The sequence below is a fragment of the Jatrophihabitans lederbergiae genome (assembly GCF_031845305.1).
Taxonomy (GTDB): domain Bacteria; phylum Actinomycetota; class Actinomycetes; order Mycobacteriales; family Jatrophihabitantaceae; genus Jatrophihabitans_A; species Jatrophihabitans_A lederbergiae.
Map to the genome: position 1 here is coordinate 41074 of NZ_JAVREH010000025.1, position 15993 is coordinate 57066.

11 protein-coding genes and 1 pseudogene are annotated in these 15993 nt (G+C 68.2%); 5 read left to right on the top strand and 7 right to left on the bottom strand.

Features of this window, described 5'->3' with window-relative positions:
• Positions 1–26: 26 nt before the first annotated feature.
• From RM423_RS16350 to RM423_RS16370, 5 genes are all read left to right on the top strand, one after another.
• Positions 27–992 (top strand): carbohydrate ABC transporter permease, encoded by a 966-nt coding sequence (locus RM423_RS16350; protein WP_311424115.1) that lies wholly within the window; start codon positions 27–29, stop codon positions 990–992.
• Positions 989–1900 carry a carbohydrate ABC transporter permease gene (locus tag RM423_RS16355; protein WP_311424116.1) on the top strand — a complete coding sequence of 304 codons (912 nt, stop codon included), beginning with the start codon at positions 989–991 and terminating at the stop codon, positions 1898–1900. The genes RM423_RS16350 and RM423_RS16355 overlap by 4 nt, the downstream gene beginning before the upstream one ends.
• Entirely contained in the window at positions 1897–3552 is a 1656-nt protein-coding gene (locus RM423_RS16360; RefSeq protein WP_311424117.1) for a glycoside hydrolase family 66 protein, read from the top strand. Before RM423_RS16355 ends, RM423_RS16360 begins: the two co-directional genes overlap by 4 nt.
• Before the next feature lie 100 nt (positions 3553–3652).
• Positions 3653–6262, top strand: a complete 2610-nt coding sequence (locus tag RM423_RS16365; protein ID WP_311424118.1) for a glycoside hydrolase family 66 protein — start codon at positions 3653–3655, stop codon at positions 6260–6262.
• Complete coding sequence (locus RM423_RS16370) at positions 6259–7947, top strand: glycoside hydrolase family 13 protein (RefSeq protein WP_311424119.1); 1689 nt, start codon at positions 6259–6261, stop codon at positions 7945–7947. Before RM423_RS16365 ends, RM423_RS16370 begins: the two co-directional genes overlap by 4 nt.
• Positions 7948–7991: 44 nt before the next feature.
• Here the strand turns inward: RM423_RS16370 and RM423_RS16375 are convergent, their stop codons facing one another.
• From RM423_RS16375 to RM423_RS25700, 7 genes and pseudogenes are all read right to left on the bottom strand, one after another.
• The gene (locus RM423_RS16375) at positions 7992–8786 is read right to left on the bottom strand and encodes a hypothetical protein (protein WP_311424120.1); all 795 of its coding nucleotides are present in this window, start codon (positions 8784–8786) and stop codon (positions 7992–7994) included.
• 151 nt (positions 8787–8937) lie between these two features.
• The gene (locus RM423_RS16380; protein WP_311424121.1) at positions 8938–9294 is read right to left on the bottom strand and encodes a sigma-70 family RNA polymerase sigma factor; all 357 of its coding nucleotides are present in this window, start codon (positions 9292–9294) and stop codon (positions 8938–8940) included.
• 139 nt (positions 9295–9433) lie between these two features.
• Positions 9434–11098, bottom strand: a complete 1665-nt coding sequence (locus RM423_RS16385; RefSeq protein WP_311424122.1) for a Na+/H+ antiporter — start codon at positions 11096–11098, stop codon at positions 9434–9436.
• Between the two features lie 97 nt (positions 11099–11195).
• The gene (locus RM423_RS16390) at positions 11196–13076 is read right to left on the bottom strand and encodes a propionyl-CoA synthetase (protein ID WP_311424123.1); all 1881 of its coding nucleotides are present in this window, start codon (positions 13074–13076) and stop codon (positions 11196–11198) included.
• A gap of 85 nt (positions 13077–13161) precedes the next feature.
• Positions 13162–13893 carry a CPBP family intramembrane glutamic endopeptidase gene (locus RM423_RS16395; RefSeq protein ID WP_311424124.1) on the bottom strand — a complete coding sequence of 244 codons (732 nt, stop codon included), beginning with the start codon at positions 13891–13893 and terminating at the stop codon, positions 13162–13164.
• 380 nt (positions 13894–14273) lie between these two features.
• Positions 14274–15686 carry an HNH endonuclease signature motif containing protein gene (locus RM423_RS16400; RefSeq protein ID WP_311424125.1) on the bottom strand — a complete coding sequence of 471 codons (1413 nt, stop codon included), beginning with the start codon at positions 15684–15686 and terminating at the stop codon, positions 14274–14276.
• 172 nt (positions 15687–15858) lie between these two features.
• Positions 15859–15993, bottom strand: a pseudogene (locus RM423_RS25700) (IS630 family transposase); the annotation flags it as partial.

Consider the following 15993-nt stretch of genomic DNA (forward strand, 5'->3'; position numbering starts at 1 on the left):
ACCGCTGAAGGAATGGCGCTCGCACGATGACGCAATTGCTGGATGCCGCTGAGCCGCGGCTGACCACCACGGCCGGCGGAGTGCCCCGGGTGCGCCGCACCGCGCTTCGGCGCACCCGGTCCAACCTGACGGCCTATCTCTTTCTGGCGCCGGGATTCGTGCTCTTCCTCGCGCTGATCATCTACCCGATGGTCAAGGCGTTCCAGATGAGCTTCTACGACTGGAACGTCGTCGCCGGCTCGGTAAGCGAGTTCACCGGCTTCGCCAACTACGTCACGGCGTTCCACGACCCGATCTTCTGGCGGGCACTGGTGAACAGTGGCGTGTACATGGCATTCACCGTGCCGCCGCAGATAGTTCTCGGCCTGTTGGTGGCGATGCTGTTGAACAACCGGGCGCCCGGCCGGGCGGTGTTCCGGGTGCTGTTCTACCTTCCCGTGGTCACCGGCTGGGTGGTCGTATCGCTTTTGTTCCAATACCTGTTCGCCGACAGCGGCCTGGTCAACTGGATGCTGCACGACGTCACGCATGTCACCAGCCACAACGTCTCGTGGCTGTCCGGCCGCTGGACCGGCATGGTCGCCATTTCGGCGCTCGGCATCTGGAAGGGCGTCGGCTGGTCGATGATGATCTTCCTTGCGGCACTGCAGGGAGTGTCCAAGGAGCTCACCGAGTCGGCAGAGGTGGACGGCGCCAACGCCCGCCAGCGGTTCCGGGCCGTCACCCTGCCGGCGATCTGGCCGGCCGCGATGTTCGTGACCGTCATGCTGGTGATCGGCGGCTTCAACGTCTTCACCTCGGTGCTGCTGATGACCAACGGCGGCCCGGCCGACTCCACCCAGGTGCTGCTGACCTACATGTACTCCCAGGCCTTCACCAACCTGAACTTCGGCTATGGCTCGGCGATAGCCGTGCTGCTCACCGTGGGAGTGCTCATCCTGTCGCTGATCCAGCTGCGGGTGTTCCGAGTCGATTCCGAGGAGCTGGCGTGACCGCCGCCCTGAACAGCTCAACCCGAACACGTCGTGCAGACGGTTCGAACCGGCCGCGACGCGGCAGTTCCAACCGGCCGCGACGCGGCACGGGAGGACAGGGTTTTCGCTACCTGGTGCTCACCGTCGGCGCCCTCGTCATGGTGCTGCCGTTCCTGTACATGCTGTCGACGTCGTTCAAGAGCCAGACGTACGTGCTCACGATCCCGCCGCAGTTCATTCCACATCCGGCCACCGTGAGCAATTACCGCGAAGCGTGGACGTCCGACGGGTTCGCCCGGTACTTCGTCAACTCGATCATGGTGGCCGTCGCATCGACGGCGCTGTCGCTGCTGCTGAGCTCGATGATGGCGTTCGCCTTTGCCAGGTTCAGCTTTCCGGGTAAGGAGCTGCTGTTCAAGGTGCTGCTGCTCGGCCTGATGATCCCGGCGATGATGCTGATCATCCCGCAGTTCATCCTTGCCAAGTACCTGGGCCTGATCGATTCGCAGGCCGGCCTGGTGGTCTTCTACGTCGGCTCGTCGCTGTCGCTGAACACCTTCCTGCTGCGCGGGTTCTTCCAGGCGATACCGGCAGAACTCGAACAGGCCATGCAGATGGACGGCGCGGGCGCGTGGACCCGATACTGGCGGCTCATCCTGCCGCTGGCCAAACCCGCCCTGGCTACCGCCACCATCTTCACCTTCCTGGGCAGCTGGGACGAGTTCGTGTGGGCGCTCACCATCATCAACACGCCGTCCAAGCGCACGTTGCCGCTGGCGATCTCGCTGTTCCAGGGGCAGAACTCCACGCTGTGGGGGCTGGTGTTCGCCGCCGCCGTCATTGCCGTGGTTCCCGTCGTCGTTGTCTTCCTACTTTTCCAGAGGTATTTCGTGCAGGGACTCACCGCCGGCGCGGTCAAGGGATGACCGGGCTGACCGGCGACACGTCGACGGCAGCGACTCTGACCTCAGAGCTGCTCCCGACGCTCACCAGCTACCGGCCGGACCAACCGGTCGAGATCGAGGTCCGCGACCTACCCGGTCCCGCTACCCTGTCGCTCTGGCGGATGGGTGAGCTCGTAGCCGAACACCCCGTTCCCGCCGGCGGAACCGTCTCCCTGGGCGCCCTGGCGGCCGGTGGTTACGGCGTCGAACTGGCCGCGGCGGACGGGACGATCGCCCGGACCGCGGTCGAGGTGGTCGCCGACGCGCGCTCGGTGCTGCGCTACGGGTTCGTGGTGGACTTCCGTCCCGACCGGAACCCGGCGCCGGTTCAGGACAACCTGCGACGGCTGCACCTGACCGGAGTCCAGTTCTACGACTGGGCGTACCGGCACGCCGACCTGCTCGGTGGCGGCCCGCGGTACACCGACGCGCTGGGGCAACCGGTGTCCCTGGACACCGTCCGCGCGCTGATCGAGGCCTGCCATCGGGTCGGCTCGGACGCGCTCGGCTACGCCGCGGTGTACGCGGTCGGCCCGGACGAGTGGCCGAAGTGGCAGCACGACGCGCTGCTCACCGCGACCGGAAAGCCTTACGCGCTCGGGGACTTCCTGTTCATCCTCGATCCCGCGCGGCAGGACTGGCTCGAGCACTTCAGCGCGGACCTGACGGCCGCGACGGAGCAGGTAGGCTTCGACGGCTTCCACCTGGACCAGTACGGCTACCCCAAGCGTGCCCACCGGCCCGACGGTGAAGTGGTCGATGTGGCCGACAGCTTCCGGACTCTGATCGCCGCCGTCCGCGACGCGCTGCCGCAGTCGCGGCTGGTGTTCAACAACGTCAACGACTTTCCGACCTGGGCCACCGCGAGTTCGCCGCAGGACGCCGTGTACATCGAGGTCTGGCCACCGCAGGTCGGGCTCGAGCACCTCGCGCACGTCGCCACCCGAGCCCGCGCGGAAGCCGGTGGCAAGCCTGTCGTGATCGCCGCCTACCAGCATGTGTACGACACCGTCGAGGCCGAATCGGCCGATCGCGCCACGGCGTTCACCATGGCCACGCTCTGGTCGCACGGCGCATCACACCTGCTGTGCGGTGAAGCGGACCGGATCCTGGTGGACCCGTACTACGTGCGCAACCACCCGGTGTCCGACAGCACGGCCTCCTTGCTGCGGCGGTGGTACGACTTCGCGGTGGAGCATGGGGAGCTGCTCGGTCCAGGGGGCATCGACGACGTGACGGGCAGCTATGCCGGGTCCTACAACGACGATCTCGACGTCAGCTACCCGGCCGTTCCGGTAGCGAACCAGGCGCAGGCCGGGACGGTCTGGCGCCGGATCACCAGCGTCGGAAGGGCCGGAGCTGGCAGCGACCAGCTGGTGATGCACCTGATCAACCTGGGCGGTCAGGACGACACCCGGTGGGATGCGGCGCGCCACGAGCCGGACGATCCGGGTCCGGGCACGCTCCGCATCCGCCGGGTCGGCCCCGGCCTGCCGCGGGTCCGCTACGCCGATCCCGACCGGCAGTCGCGGCTGGTGGACGTCGAGGTCACCGCGGACGGCGACTTCGCCACCGCGCAGCTGCCCGCGCCGCACCTCTGGCAACTCGTCCTGATCGACCCCGCGTCCCCCTGATCCTGTCCAAGTCTGAACGCTCCACAGCTTGACCCGCTCTACCGCTTGACCCGCTCTACCGCTTGACCCCGCTCAGCTCTGACCCACCCTAGGAGTTCTCATGCGCCGAAGATCCGTCACACCTGGTTGGCTCGTACTCGGCGTTGTCGCCGCTACCGGCGCCGCCTTGCTGCAGGTCGCCCCAGACGCTGCCGCGGTAGGGGGCACCCCCGTGCTCACCGACGCCTACGTCAACCAGGCGAGGTATGCGCCCGGAGCCGCCGCGACCGTGTCCGCGGTGCTGCACGAGTCCACCGGAGCGGGGTCCTGGTCCGGCAACGTCGCGTACACCGTGACGCACCTGGGGGCCACCGTCAGCAGCGGCACGGTCGCCGCCACGGTCGCGGCCAACGGCACGTCCACCGTGAACTGGACGATGACTCCACCGTCCACCGACTTCACCGGTTACCTGGTGCAGATCACCGCGGGCACGTCGACCACCGCCACCGCGATCGACGTGTCCAGCGACTGGACGCACTTTCCGCGGATCGGCGCGCTGACCAGTTACCCGTCCGGCACGACCGCTGCCGCCGCGGACGCCGACATCACCGTCCTGGAACGCAAGTACCACATCAACGTGGTGCAGTTCTACGACTGGATGTGGCGGCACGAGAACCCGGTGCAGCGCAACGCCGACGGGACGCTGCCGTCCACCTGGACCGCCTGGAACGGTGACGTGATCTCACCCGCCGCGGTCAAGAGCTACATCGCCGCCGCGCACAACCACACGGTGGCGGCCATGCCGTACACAATGTCCTACGCGGCGCTGCAGAACTACCAATCCATATCAGGGGTATCGCCGACCTGGGCGCTGAACTACGCATCGACCGGGCAGCCGTGGGCCTTCCAGATGAAGCCCAACCAGCCGAACACCAACCTCTACATCTTCAACCCCGCCAACACGTCCTGGCAGAACTACATCACCGCCAAGTACGTCGACGAGGTCAACACCATGGGCTTCGACGGCGTTCACCTGGACCAGCTGGGCAACTGGGGTGCGATGACCGACACCTCCGGCGTCCCGGTCGACGTCCCGGCCGGCCTGGCGTCTCTGGTGGCCGCCACCAAGACGGCGCTGAATGCCTCGGCAGCGGGCAAGGTGCTCGGCATCAACGCCGTCGACGGCTACGGCGGCGACAACGTGGCCTCGGCCAAGAACACCAACTATCTGTACAGCGAGCTGTGGGACAACCACGAGACGTACGGCCTGATCAAGAGCTACCTGGATACCCAGCGACAGGAGTCGAACTCGATTCCCTCGGTAATTGCTGCCTATCCCAACACCAAGGACGACTCCGGGCCGTCGTACGAGGCCGAGTCGGCCATCAAGAGCAGCGGGTTGACGGTCAACTCCGACCACGCGGGCTACACCGGCACCGGGTTCGTCGCCAACTACGGCAACTCCGGTGACACGGTGACCTTCACCATCAACGCGAGCGAAGCCCGCCGCTACAGCCTGGTCTGGCGCTACGCCAACGGCGCGGCAACCGACGCCACCCGGACGGTCAGCGTGGACGGCACCGCGATCGGCCGCGTCACCATGCCGACCGACGGCAACTGGAACAACTGGCACTTCGACTCCGACATCGTGACGCCGACCCTGAGCGCCGGCAGCCACACGGTGTCGATCTCGGTCGGCAGCGGTGACAGCGGGTTCCTCAATCTCGACAACCTGGTGCTCGGCACGCTGAGTGACACCTCGGTTCAACTGGAGAACGCGACGATCGCCGCGTCCGGTGCCAGCCACATCGAGATGTCCCAGGGTGACTCGATGCTGTCCGCCCCGTACTTCCCTGACCACGACAAGCAGATGTCGAACGCCCTGCGCAGCTGGATGAAGGACTACTACGACTTCATCACCGGATACGAGAACCTGCTGTACGGCCCGGACGTGCACTCGGTCGACTCCGGCACCCAGTTCGTCCAGGTCAGCGGCCAGAACATCAGCGGCGACGCCTCGGGCAACACCGTGTGGACGAACGTCAAGAAGACCAGCACCGACGACGTGATCCACCTGATCAACCTGCTCGGCAACAACGGCACCTGGCGTGACGCCGGCAAGGCGGCGCCGCCGGTGCAGACAAACCTGCCGGTGAAGTACTACCTCGGCCCGGACGAGAACCCCACCGCGGTCCGGGTGGCCTCGCCCGACTCCGACCACGGGACGAGCACGAGCCTCACCTACACCACCGGAACCGACGGCACCGGCCGCTACATCAGCTTCACCGTGCCGCGGCTGGCGAACTGGGACATGGTCTACATCGACCGCGGCTTCACCACCCCGGCGAGCAACCGGTACGAGGCCGAGACCGCTGTCAAGACCGGGGTCACCACCGGCACCGACCACGCCGGCTACACCGGCACCGGCTTCGTCGACAACTTCGCCACCACCAACAGCGGGGTGTCATTCACGGTGAACGCCGCGACCGCCGGCAACTACAACCTGACCTTCCGTTACGCCAACGGTGGATCCGACGCGACCCGGATCGTCGCGGTGGACGGCAACCAGGTCGCCACGCCGACCCTTCCGGCGCAGGGAACCTGGGACAGCTGGACCACCTACAGCGCGCCGGTCACCCTGACCGCCGGCCTGCACACCGTGGTGATCTGGCGAGGTGCCAGCCAGACGGGCGCGATCAATCTCGACAACCTCACGCTAGGAGCCCGATGACAGCCCTCTCCACGTCCGCCGCGCCCGCCGCGGCTGCTGAACCAACCGGCGGGGAGGCGGCAACCACGGCACCCTGGTGGCGGGACAGCGTCATCTACCAGCTCTACGTCCGCTCCTTCGCCGACTCGGACGCCGACGGCATCGGTGATCTCGACGGCATCACCGCGCACCTGGACCACATTGCCGGCCTGGGCGTCGACGGCATCTGGCTCAACCCGTGCTACCCGTCACCGAACCGGGACGGTGGCTACGACGTCGCCGACTACACCCGCATCGACGGCAGGTACGGCGGGATGCCGGCCTTCGAGCGGCTGCTGTCTGCGACGCACGAGCGCGGGTTGAAGTTGTTGATGGACCTGGTACCGAACCACTGCTCGGATGCGCACCTGTGGTTTCAGCAGGCACTCGCCGCCGCGCCGGGCAGCCCGGCACGCAACCGCTTCATCTTCCGGGACGGCCGCGGCCCCGGCGGCGCGGAGCCACCGAACAACTGGCGTTCCACGTTCGGCGGGCCGCCCTGGACCCGGCTCACCGGCCCGGACGGCGTGCCGGAGCAGTGGTACCTGCACAGCTTCGACTCCAGCCAGCCCGACTTCGACTGGGACAATCCCGAGGTCGCCGACATGTTCGACGACGTTCTCCGGACGTGGTTCGACCGGGGCATCGACGGATTCCGGATCGATGTCGCGTACGCGATGGTCAAGCGCGCCGGGCTGCCGGACCTGAACGACCCGGCAGGCGACAACCCCTATCTGTGGAACCAGCCCGGGGTCCACGAGATCTTCAAGCGCTGGCGGGTGATCGCGGACAGCTACGGGCGCGAACTCACCCTGCTCGGTGAGGTGTGGCTGTCACCGACCCAGGCAGCTGACTACATCCGTCCGGGTGAGCTCAACCAGGTGTTCTACTTCGACCTGCTGCAACAGCCGTTCGAGGCGCGCGCCTTCCGGCGGTCCATCGACGAGAGCGTGGCCGGCCTCGCCGCGGCCGAGGGAGTACCGACCTGGACGCTGAACAGCCACGACGTGCACCGGGCGGTGACCAGGTACGGCCTGATCGAAGCCGAGCCATTGAACAGCGCGGACGCCAACGCGCTGCGCACCCGGGCTCGCGGCAAGGTCGATGTGGCGCTGGGAACGGACCGGGCGCGCGCGGCGACGCTGTTGCTGCTGGCACTACCGGGTTCGGTGTACCTGTACCAGGGTGAGGAGCTGGGGTTGCCCGAGGTGCAGGAGTTGCCCGACGACGCCCGCCGCGACCCGATCTGGGCGCGGTCCGAGCACTCCGAGCACGGCCGGGACGGTTCGAGGATCCCGCTGCCCTGGACCGCGGACGGAACGACGTTCGGGTTCTCGGCGGACAGCTCGGACACCGCGCCGTGGCTGCCGCAGCCGGACTGGTTCGCCGGCTTCGCCACGGAGCTCCAGGAGCGGGACGCGGACTCGACGCTGGCGTTCTACCGCCGGGCGCTGCGGGTCCGGCGGGGCTTCGAGGCCGGGGCCGCGCTGCAATGGCTGGAGACCGGCCGCGAGGACGTGATCGCGTTCCGGCGCGGCGCCCTGACGTGTGTCACGGTGTTCGACGGCGAGGCATTCTTGCCGCCGGCGGACTGGGGCACCGTGGTGTGCGGCAGTCGCGGGGACGATCGGCTGGTCAGCGCGAGCACGGTCTGGTTGCACGCCTAGCGGCTGGGCTGTTCAGCGGTTGGGGTGCTCAGCGGTTCGGGTGTTCAGCGGGGGAAGCGGTGCGCGGCCAGCACCGCTTCCAGCTCCTCCAGTTCGGCCCGCAACTGCTCGGCGCGGACCTGCGCCTCGGCCCACGCGGTCTCGTTGATCTCCGCGACCGCTTCGAGCAGGGCGGGCTGATCCAGCAGCTCGGCGACCCCGGTGACCACGCCGGGCGCGATGGGCACGCTCTTGGCGATGCCCTTGGCGCTGCGGCTGGCCGTCAGCGCCCAGGTCGCGCCGGTGGAGGTGATGGTGAAGCTCACCTTGGACGCAGCCGGCTTGCGCCGCTTCGCCGCTGAGCCGGTAGCCGTACCCTCGCCACCCGCTGACCCGGCGGCTGCGCCGGCCGTCCTCGACGGGCCAGCTGCCTTCGCGCCGATAGAGTCGGCTGACTCCGCCCGCGCAGACGTCACGCTGGGCAAGACCGCGCTGTCAGACGCCACGCCCGTTGAGCCCGCCTGATCGGACCCCGCATCGACGGACCCCGCATCGCCGGCAGCCGCGGTACGGCTCTTCTTGGCCGCCGGGCCACCGGCACCCGGCGCTCGTCGGAGGCTCAGTTCGGCGGGCGCGAACGCGAGCTCATCGGTCACGCCGTTGACCTTCACCCGGACGGTGACGAAGTCGGTGCCCTCGACGTCCGGGTCCCCGATCCGGCTCACGGTGCCGCTGGTCCCCTCGGCGAATTGCGGCCCGGACAACTGCACGCGCGGTCGCCGCCCCACCTCGAGCTGGGTTCGCAGTTCTGCCACGTCCTCGCTGGTCAAACTGCCTGCGGGTGCCCGCCGTGCTGCCATCGTCCTCGCCCTTCACCGACTCGTCCGGCGAGTGTGCCACTGTAGCCGGCGGCGGCAAGCACGACCCCGACTCAACAAGCACCGCACGGCGGCCAGCACCGCACCGGCCGCGGGCAGAGCAGTTCGGCACCGAAGGATTCGAGCGGTACGGCTAACCGCCCGAGCGCTGGGCCGACGTCGCGGCCAGCGCGCGCCGGTGCGTCCGGCGCCCTAACCGCGGCACGTCACAGCTCGCAAGCCGGTGCGCGAGCATCACCGTGCGGGTGCGTACCGGAACCCGTACATCCGCAAGCACTTCGGGATGCAGCCAGGTCTCCAGGTAGGTCCGCCGGGTCAGCCGGGCCGCCCTGCGAGCAGAGCCGGTGACCGCCAACGCGTGGCTGTAGACGGCCGGCGCCGTGTGATCGAAAAGCTCCAGCAGAGCCGTTTCGTCCCCGTCGCGGAGCCGGTGGCGCAGCTCGCGCTCCCACGACGGGCCGTAGCGCTCGACAACAGCCGACCAGTCCATGGATCTATTACCACCTGTCGGGTGCGATCGAAGCGTGCGGTACCTATCAGCGATCAGTGTTCCAGATAACCGGCCACGCTGTGTGCTCTATTGCATACGTAAAGTCGTGTCGCTCGGGCGATCAGCCCCGTCCGAACGGTCAGCGCGGGGTCGTCGGCAAGCTGTACAGGTCCAGCCGGCGGACCAGATGGTCCACCATTTCCGGCTCCACGCCGCGTTCGGAGCGGGCATTGAGCAGCTCCTCGCGAGCGGCGCTGAGCATCTGGCGCAAGCCGAGCACGAACTGCTCCCGGTCCAGGCCGCGCTGCTCGGCGGCGGCGTGGTCGGTGTTGCTCGCCAGCTGCGGGCTCAACCGGGACAGCAGGTCGGTCGGAAAGGCGTTGAGCCGGTCCCACACCTCCACCCCGAAGTCGACGTCGTCCTGCAGGTGATTCAGCGCCTCGGCGGCCGCGTGCGCCGCTCGCTCGATCAGCACGGCCTCCGCCTCGTCGCCGTCGCTGTTGCCGGCCCGAACGCCGAGTGCCTTCACCAGCGTCGGCAGGGTCACCCCCTGCAGCACCAGGGTCACCAGAACCACGGCGAAGGCGATGAACAGGATCCGCTCGCGGGCGGGGAACGGCGCGCCGGCGTCGGTGGTCGTCGGGATGGCCAGCGCCAGGGCCACCGTTGCCACACCGCGCATTCCCGCCCACCAGACGACCACCGTCTCTCGCCAGCCGATCGGCACGTCGGTGTCGCGTTGCCGGCGGAGTCGCCGCGAGGATCGCTGCCCGCTCAGCGCGTCGTCCAGCGCGCCGACCTGCAGCCGCCGGTAGAGGCTCTTGGTCAGCAGCACCGAGGGCAGCAGGTACAGCAGCCGCACCGCGACCACCGCGGCGACCACGGCCGCGGTCTCGCCGACCAGCGTCGTCCAGCGCTCGCCCACCTCCGTCAGCGCCGTCTGGAACTCCAGGCCTACCAGCCCGAACGCGATGCCGGTCACGAGGGTTTCGGTCATGGACCAGAAGACGTCCGTGGTCAGCCGGCCCTGGGCGTCCGCGGCGTCGACCGGCCGCGACACCGAGTACAACGTGTACACGAGCACCGCGAGGACCCCGGAGCCGTGCATCTCTTCGGCGGCGACATAGGTCGCGGTGGGCGCGAGGATCGAGAGCAGCACCTGCGGCCGCGGATCGCCGGTGCCGAGCAGGGCGATCAGCCTGCTCACGCCCCAGCCGAACGCGAAGCCGACGACCAGGGCGAGCACCGCGGCGAGCAGCAGCTTCAACGCGGCCTCGCCCGGTGAGAACGAGCCGCCGACCACCGCCGCGATCGCCACCTGGTACAGCACCAGGGCGGCGACGTCGTTGAACAGGCCCTCACCCTCGAGCATCGAGACGAGCCGCTTGGGCAGGTGCAGCTTGCTGGCGATCGCGGTAGCCGCGACCGGGTCGGGCGGCGACACGAGGGCGCCGAGGGCGACGGCGCCGGCCAGCGAGATACCGGGGACGACGGCTGAGGCGACGGCCGCCACGACCGCCGTGGTGACGACCACCAGCGCAACCGCGAGGAGCAGTATCGGGCGGGCGTTGGCGACCCATAGTCGCCACGAGGTCTTGCGGGCGGCGGCGAACAGCAGGGGAGGCAGCACCAGCGGCAGGATCAGCTCGGGCTCGACGTGCACCTGGGGTATCTGCGGAATCGCCGCCAGCAGCAGGCCGAACACCGTGACCAGCACGGGCCAGGGCAGATTGATTCGGGTGGACACCGGGATCAGGATGGCGGTCGCGAAGATTACGGCAGCCACCAGACCGAGCTGTTGCATGGACCACCTCCCTGCCTGGGCGTTCAACGTACCGGCCCGAGTTGTCAGCGGTAGTCCGTGCTCATCCGGGCCTGCTCATCCGGGCCGCAGGCCGTGGCTAAGTCGGCCGCAGCACCTCGCGAAGCCGGTCCAGTACCCCGGCATCCTCGATGGTCGAGGGGACGGGGGCATCGACACCGTCCGCGACCTGGCGCATGGTCTTGCGCAGGATCTTGCCGGAGCGGGTCTTTGGCAGCCCGGTCACGACGTCGACCCGGGACGGCGTGGCAATCGCGCCGACCTCGGCCCGGACGAGCGCGGTCAGCTCGGCGCTGAGCTGCTCGACGGAGCCGGTGAAGGTGCTCTTGGCGACCACCAGGGCACGAGGTACCTGCCCCTTGAGCGGGTCCTCGACCCCGATGACGGCGCACTCGGCGACCGCTGGATGGGAAGCGAGCGCTGCCTCGATCTGCCCGGATGAGAGCCGGTGGCCCGCCACGTTGAGCACGTCGTCGGTGCGCCCGAGAACGAACAGGTACCCGTCCGGGTCGACGTAGCCGCCATCGCCGGTGAGGTAATAGCCCTCGAACCGGGAGAGGTAGGACTCGACGAAGCGCTGGTCATCACCCCACACCGTCTGCAGCGCGCCTGGCGGCAAGGGCAGCTTGATGCAGATGGCGCCCTCTTCGCCGGCGGCTGTGCGGCTGCCGTCCTCGGCCAGCACCTGGACGTCGAAGCCCGGCACCGGGACGGTGGGGGAGCCGGCCTTGATCGGCATGGGGTCCAGGCCTCGCAAGTTGGCGGCGATCGGCCAGCCCGTCTCGGTCTGCCACCAGTTGTCGGCCACCGCGACACCGAGGCGTTCGGTCGCCCAGTCATAGGTTGCGGGGTCCAGTCGCTCCCCGGCGAGGAAGAGGGTCTTCAGCGAGCTGAGGTCGTGGCTGCCGATCAGCTCGCCGTCCGGATCGTCGCGCTTGATCGCCCGGATCGCGGTGGGTGAGGTGAACAGCGCCTTTACCCGGTAGTCCTCAACGAGGCGCCAGAACGCGCCGGCGTCCGGGGTGCCGACCGGTTTGCCCTCATACAGCACGGTGGTCGCGCCGGCGAGCAGCGGCGCGTAGACGATGTAGGAGTGCCCGACCACCCAGCCGACGTCGCTGCCAGTGAAAATAACCTCGCCGGGGCCGACATCGAAGATGTTGGTCATGGACCAGCGCAGGGCGACGGCATGACCCCCGTTGTCTCGGACGATTCCCTTGGGACGCCCAGTGGTTCCTGAGGTGTAGAGGATGTACAGGGGGTCAGCGGCCTCGACCGAGACGCACTCGGCCGGCGGGATGAGCTGGGATTTCATCAGCTTCGTCCAGTCCAGATCGGTGTCCTTGAACGTGGCGGTGGCCTGCGGGCGCTGCACGATGACGCAGTTGTCGGGCTGGTGCTGTGACAGTTCCAGCGCGCGGTCGAGCAGCGGTTTGTACTCGATGACCCGGGTCGGCTCGATCCCGCACGAAGCGGAGACGATCACCTTCGGCTTGGCGTCGTCGATGCGGGCGGCGAGTTCGGTGGAGGCGAATCCCCCGAAGACGACCGAGTGGACGGCACCGATGCGTGCGCAGGCCAGCATCGCGATCACCGCCTCGGGGATCATCGGCAGGTAGATCAGCACCCGGTCGCCTCGGTCCACGCCCATCGCCCGCAGCGCGCCGGCGAACTTGGCGGTCAGCTCGGTGAGTCGTTCGTAGGTGTACTCCCGCTTGGTGCCGGTCACCGGGGAGTCATAGATCAGGGCGGTGAGGTCGCCGCGTCCGAGGGCGACGTGACGGTCCAGGGCGTTGAAGCAGGTGTTGAGTGTGCCGCCGGGGAACCAGCGGTTGAACGGTGCATTGCTCGAATCGAGGGCTGCGGAGGGCTTGTGAATCCAGCTGATCGCACGCGCGGCCGTGCCCCAGAAGGAGTCTGGATCGGCCAGGCTGTGCTGATATTCCTGCGCGTAGCTCATGTAGCGGATAGTGCCGCACCGACGGCAGCGACGCCACGTTGGTGTTCGTCGGCCGCCGGCTAGTCTCATCGGCCGCTGGCTCTGTTTACCGGCCGCTCGCTAGGACGATGAGAAGACTGGCCGCGTTGGACACCGCATGGGCGGCGATGCCGGGATTGAGCCGTCCGGTGAAGCGGACCAGCACGCACTGGCCCAGGCCGAACACGAACACACTGACGAACAACAGGGTCGCGGCCGGGACGCTGTGTACCTCGTACAGGTGCAATGCGGCGAAGCAGACGGACGACAGCAGGGCCGCCGGCCAGAACGGCATCCGACGCATCGCGGTGCGCAGCAGCAGACCCCGGAACATCAGCTCTTCGACCGGTGGTGCCACCACGATCGCGACTATCCCCAGGACCACGATCTGCGCGGTCGAGCGTCCGGCGAGGCTGACATTGCCTTCGGTCACACCCCGGACGGCTGGAATCGCGATAACGACCGCGATGCTGGCGACGATGCGCGCGATGTATTCGCCGAGCGCGGCGCCGAGGCCGAGCAGCGGGTCTTTCCACCGGGGACGGCCCCAGCCGAAGGCGTTGAACCAGCCGCCGCACCGTCGAGCGACGGGTGCACCGAGGATGAGGATCACCGTTACCGCGGCGGCGTAATGCAGGATCGAGGCGATGCCGAAGGCGACGTCGTGGACGGTGCCGCGCGGGCGCCAGGCGTGCATCACCAGCACTTCGGTCACCAACATGGCGACGAGCGCGGCGATGGGCAACACTGCCAGCCTCGTGCGCCAGACGTCGTTGCCCAGCGCGCGAATCGGTTCCATCGCGGCATCGAGCCGCCAGGTTCGTGATTGAGCCGGTGTGATTCCTGGGTTGGGGGCAATTGTGTTTGGACCAGGTCCGTAGGAATGTTGGCCGTAGGGCGGTTGGCCGTACGGCGGTTGGCCGTATGGATTAGGTGCTCCGTCGTCGATGACCAGAGGCCAGCCCGCCGGCGGCTGCGGCCAGGAAGGGTCCGGACGCCAGTTGACGGGCGGCAGCCAACCCGGGGGAGGCGCCGGCCATCCCGGCGCGGGGTTGAACCGGAGCATCTGCCCTCCGTCCGCAGTGGACTCTGATCTTGCCAGCCAGCGCGCAACATGGGTCGGCGTTGGCGGTTCAGGCGCATTTGCCCGCCGCATGCTTATCGGGCTGGCCACCCAGGTCATTGGCGTTGGATTCGGTGATTCTGTTGCGGTGTCTGGGTGGGGTCGATCCAGGGTGGCGGAATCCACCAGGGGGTGCCGTTGCGGCTGTGGCAGGTCCAGCCGGTGGGTTGGAATTGTCGGTGGTGGTGGCCGCAGAGCAGGGTGAGGTTGTCGAGGTTGGTGGTGCCGCCGTCGGCCCAGGGGGTGATGTGGTGGCGTTGGCAGTGTTCGGGTGGTTGGTCGCAGCCCGGGAATGAGCAGCCTTTGTCGCGGGCGGTGAGGGCGATGGTTTGGGCGCGGGTGGCGATGCGTTTGGTGCGGTGGTGGTTGAGGATCGCGCCGGTTTCGGTGGTGGTGAGTAGGTGCAGGGTGGTTTCGTCGGCAAGGTTGAGGGCGTCGGGGATGGTGAGGAGTTGGCCGGTGCTGGTGGCGGCTAGTCCTTGGCGGGTGGTGAGTTGGGTGGCGGTCATGGTGATGATGACCTGGGCGGGGGCGCCGGAGGTGGTGTGTTCGTTGCGGCGTACGGCTAGGCCGGCGAGGTCTTGAAGGGCGTCGTGCAGTCGTTGGGAGTGGCTGCGGGGGTCCGGCTCGGAACCGCCGACCGAACTGCCGCTGACCCACCCACCGCTGTTGTCGCTGCCGGTGCCGCCGGAATTGTCACCGTCACCGGTGGTGGTGGTGGCGGCGGGTCGGGGTGCGGCTCGTGGGGTGAGGGTGGCCAGGAGCAGCGCGCCGCAGCTGGGAGTGAGGTAGCCGCGGGCGGTGTAGGAACCGTCGGGGTTGGGATGCAGGGCGAAGCCGCGGCGGCGTTGATGTTCGGTGGCGGTGGTGAGGGTGCCGTCGGGGTCCAGATGGGCCGCGATGCGGGTCCCGAGAAGCGCGACCTCGCGTGGCCGCAGGGTGGCGGCGGCCGTGGTGAGGTGCTGCTCGGCGGCCGTCAGGTTCTCGGTGCTGGTTGTGCTGGGCAGCGTGTTGAGGGCGGTGAGGATGACTCGGGTGTGCTCGGCTGACACCGTTCCGGTGATTTGTGCGGCGGCGAGGGCCGGTGCCAGTGGTAGCAGGGGTTGGCCGGTGAGGGTGCTGCGGGGGCCGGTTGCGTGTGCGGTTGCGACGCGGTGGGCGGCTTCGGAGGGTGAGAGCCGCAGCAGTCCTTGCAGCAGGGTTGAGGTGGAGCGGCTGGTGAGCCGGGCGGGCAGGTTACGGCGTTCGAGTTCGCTGATCAACACCGTATCGGCGGCGGCCAGGCGGCGGCGGTGCACCTCGAACGCGCGGGTTTCGGCGAGCAGGTCGGCATCAGGAACCCGACCCAGACCACCCGCCTGGACCTCGACCAGGTAGGCGTCCAGGGCGGCTGAGAGCACGTCGAGGGCGGGTGTCACAGCACCGAAGTGCAGTGCACCCCGCTCACCGTTACCGTCCAGCTCCTCCATACATCAGACACTACGACCACCCTCTGACACTTTCAGGTGGAAGCAGCGGTCGAGGCGTGGAGATGCGGATCGGCGGCTCTCTTTGACAGAAACGGGGTTCACACAGCCTCCACACTCCACCGGCAAGGGCGAAGCGCTTTCTATTCGGGCGTCTTTGGCGACGACACGGCCACTAGTGTAGCGTGAACGATGATCTTTGACCGCTGGTTGCTTTGGTGAGGATTTCGTCGGCGGTCTTGGTCCAGGTGAACGGCTGGCAGCGTTCGTTCCAGGCGTCGATGTAAGTCTCGATTGCGGCGATGAGGTC

Coding starts and splice junctions, on each gene's coding strand:
- RM423_RS16350 (WP_311424115.1), top strand. CDS start 27: ATGACGCAATTGCTGGATGCCGCTGAGCCGCGGCTGACCACCACGGCC.
- RM423_RS16360 (WP_311424117.1), top strand. CDS start 1,897: ATGACCGGGCTGACCGGCGACACGTCGACGGCAGCGACTCTGACCTCA.
- RM423_RS16365 (WP_311424118.1), top strand. CDS start 3,653: ATGCGCCGAAGATCCGTCACACCTGGTTGGCTCGTACTCGGCGTTGTC.
- RM423_RS16370 (WP_311424119.1), top strand. CDS start 6,259: ATGACAGCCCTCTCCACGTCCGCCGCGCCCGCCGCGGCTGCTGAACCA.
- RM423_RS16375 (WP_311424120.1), bottom strand. CDS start 8,786: ATGGCAGCACGGCGGGCACCCGCAGGCAGTTTGACCAGCGAGGACGTG.
- RM423_RS16380 (WP_311424121.1), bottom strand. CDS start 9,294: ATGGACTGGTCGGCTGTTGTCGAGCGCTACGGCCCGTCGTGGGAGCGC.
- RM423_RS16385 (WP_311424122.1), bottom strand. CDS start 11,098: ATGCAACAGCTCGGTCTGGTGGCTGCCGTAATCTTCGCGACCGCCATC.
- RM423_RS16390 (WP_311424123.1), bottom strand. CDS start 13,076: ATGAGCTACGCGCAGGAATATCAGCACAGCCTGGCCGATCCAGACTCC.
- RM423_RS16395 (WP_311424124.1), bottom strand. CDS start 13,893: ATGGAACCGATTCGCGCGCTGGGCAACGACGTCTGGCGCACGAGGCTG.
- RM423_RS16400 (WP_311424125.1), bottom strand. CDS start 15,686: ATGGAGGAGCTGGACGGTAACGGTGAGCGGGGTGCACTGCACTTCGGT.